Source organism: Faecalibacterium sp. Marseille-Q3530 (genome assembly GCF_017377625.1).
GTDB classification, from domain to species: Bacteria; Bacillota; Clostridia; order Oscillospirales; family Ruminococcaceae; genus Faecalibacterium; species Faecalibacterium prausnitzii_E.
Genome location: NZ_JAFREH010000033.1, coordinates 1 through 2,967, shown reverse-complemented (window position 1 = coordinate 2,967; position 2,967 = coordinate 1). Strand labels below are relative to the sequence as shown.

Sequence of the window (2,967 nt, the reverse complement as noted above, 5' to 3'; positions counted from 1 at the left end):
TCGATGCCTACCAAGTGTAGGGCATCTTTTTCAAGACCATTCTCGGACTATTATGACGTTTTGTTTACAAAATTGCTTGCAATGCTACGAAATGGCCTTTTTCATCGGCTACCAAGTAGAAGGATGTTTTTCGTCCGTCAAAGTCCAGAAATCTTCCATATGTTCCTTGACAAGTGAATAGTTCAATCGTCCGGTACTTCACAAAAGGTACTTCTGTAACTCGCAGCCCGGTCATAACGAAGACGGGGTGGCTGAAATGCCAATGGTGCGGTGCAAGCCCGCCGCCGGACGATTCCCCACTCCTAGGGAAGTCGAGGACCAATATGGGAGACCTTAACTTATTAACGCAGTTGAGCACTTGTTTCGTGCTTTTCTGCGACTGGAGAATTGGAACCCACCAATTCTCGTTACATACTCTTTGTTTCTGATTTCTGCTTCAGCTGGAGGTGATCAACATTTCAGAATATCTTACCACGCAAACTCTGCTGCCGCCGTTTCTCCCATACCCACGCTTCCTTTTGGAACTTGACCTGAGCCAGACTGCAAAAATGACTTATGTGCTGCTGCTCGACCGTGCCACGCTCTCGCAGAAAAATCTCTGGATAGATGAACGCGGTTTCGTGTTTGTCATTTTTACGATTTGCTCTTTGGCTGAGCAGCTAGGGCGCAGCACTGTCAGTGTTTCCAGTGCGCTTAAGGAATTGGACGCTACAGGATTGATTGAGCGCAGACGAACGCGGTTTTCTTCGCCCAATCACATCTTTGTGAAAATTCCAAATGTTGAATAGTTCTGCGTTTTTCACGATTCAAGAACCGCCAAAATCACGATTCTGTGATGCAGATTCTTAATGGCATCTGCAAAAGAGATTTTTCCTATGCAGTATAGCAGCCTTTAAGACTGTATCGAAGAAAACTTTCACCTAACCAACGTAATAAAACAAAAAGAGAAAAACGAATAGAATCCATCCATTCCTTTCCGTATTTGCACCACATGAATGAGGAGGTCTGCCCTTGAACAAAGAAAAATCTGAGAAGAAGCCCACCACACGCAAACGTGCGCCGAGAAGTCCGAAGTCCGTGCGCCTGATCGTGGAACGCCATTATATCGGCAATGTGCCGATGAATACGCTTTTTCAGCGGCTTGCGGAAGAAGAAATTCGTAAAACTGCCGAATCGTATCTAGCCGCTGGCTAATTGGACGTTTTACTGCGGAAAAGGGCTTGCATCGTCACGCAGCATCCGCTACAATGTGATTGATGAGGTCTCTTTTCCATTATGGAGGTACACATGGAAAAGGACAAAAAAGTAACTGCTTTATACTGCCGACTGTCAAAAGATGACGGTTCAAACAGCGAAAGCCTGAGCATCCGCACTCAAAAGTCAATGCTTATGGAGTATGCCACACGCAACGGTTTCGGGAATTGCCAGTACTATGTTGATGATGGTTACAGCGGTACGAACTCTGACCGCCCTGCCTTTCAGGAACTTCTGGATGATATCCGGGAAGGAAAGGTGGCAACAGTCATTACCAAAGACCAGTCCCGACTTGGACGCAACCACATCGAAACCGGAACGTATATGGAAATCTTCTTTCCTGAACACGGTGTCCGCTATATTGCAATCAACGATGGTTATGATTCCAACGAGCAATCTCAGATGGATATTGCCCCGTTCCGAAACATCATCAATGAAATGTACGCCAAAGACACTTCCCGAAAAATCAAGAGTGCCCTTCGGACACGCAAGAAAAGTGGAAAGTATATCTCCAGCGGCGCACCGTTTGGCTACCAGAAAGACCCTGCCGACCACAATCACCTTGTGATCGACCCGAACACCGCACCCGTTGTTGAGTATATCTATTCAATGGCAGAGGAAGGGCTGGGGCTTCACCGCATCGCCAAGCGGCTCCACGATGAAAAAGTCTTGAAGCCGTGTTACTACAAGAAAGAGATGTTTGGCCGCTTTATTGATGATGAAAAGATGTATGATTGGGACAGTGCCTATATCAGTCAGGTTCTGCACAGCCCAGTCTACGCCGGACACATCATCTACGAAGCCAAGCCCACCGTGTCCATGAAATCCAAAAAGCGGCGTTATATTCCGTTTGAAGAACGCGCTATCGTTCCGAATACACATGAAGCAATCATCCCACAAGACCGCTGGGAAAACGTGCAGCGAATCCTTTACAGCCGTTCCGGTTGTTTTATGTGTGATAAGACCGACTACGACAATATCTTCAAGGGCATCGTCCGCTGTGCAGACTGCGGCAGAACGATGTTAGTCAAGGTCGAGCACAGGCGCAAACGTAACAGTGTTCTGGATCAGACCTTTTATTGTTGCAGCACTTATCGGAAATATGGTGCGAAAGCCTGTGACTCGCATAATTTGGAAGCCCGTGTTCTGCATGAAGCTGTCTTTGCGGACATTCAGGCACACGCAAAGGCCGCTGTGAGCAATCGGGAAGCCCTTGTGAAGAAGATTGCAAATCAGATGCACCTCCGGGTGTCCTCTGACCGGGCGCAGCACAAACGGGATTTGAAGCAGTGTAAAGCACGAATCGCAGAAATCGAAGACCTGTATGCAAAACTTTATGAGGACGTATCAAAGGGACTTCTCCCGGAGAAACGTTTTCAAATGCTTGCAGATCGCTACGACAAAGAACAGGCTGAACTGACCGAGAAGATTGAGCAGTACGAGCGGGAAGGCCGTGCTGAACACGATCAGCTGGACAAGATTCAGGATTTTATTGATGAAGTCAGCAAGTACGCTGGCATCACCGAACTGAACTATAAGATTCTGCATCAGCTGATTGACAAGATTCTGGTATCCAAAGCGGAAAAGGTCGATGGCGAATACGTCCAGAAAATCCAGATTTTCTACCGCTTTATCGGCCCATTGGATGCCATCGAGTAACAAAGTCAGAAAAGTCACCTCCGAGAACTATCCTACAGACGCAGGGCGCGAGGG

The 2,967-nt window shown here is 47.4% G+C and carries 3 protein-coding genes; all 3 read left to right on the top strand.

Annotated features, from left to right (window positions below):
• The first annotated feature begins 446 nt into the window (after positions 1–446).
• Positions 447–788, top strand: a complete 342-nt coding sequence (locus J3350_RS13780; RefSeq protein ID WP_207687009.1) for a replication initiator protein A — start codon at positions 447–449, stop codon at positions 786–788.
• A 223-nt stretch (positions 789–1,011) separates the two neighbouring features.
• Positions 1,012–1,194: a hypothetical protein gene (locus J3350_RS13775; protein WP_005924684.1), complete on the top strand. Its 183-nt coding sequence runs from the start codon at positions 1,012–1,014 to the stop codon at positions 1,192–1,194.
• Positions 1,195–1,287: 93 nt separating this feature from the next.
• Positions 1,288–2,913, top strand: coding sequence for a recombinase family protein (locus J3350_RS13770; protein ID WP_242700303.1), 1,626 nt, complete (start codon positions 1,288–1,290; stop codon positions 2,911–2,913).
• The last annotated feature ends 54 nt before the right edge of the window (positions 2,914–2,967 follow it).

Excerpts from the sequence above, each read along its gene's own strand:
- J3350_RS13770 (WP_242700303.1), top strand. The coding sequence starts at position 1,288 with ATGGAAAAGGACAAAAAAGTAACTGCTTTATACTGCCGACTGTCAAAA.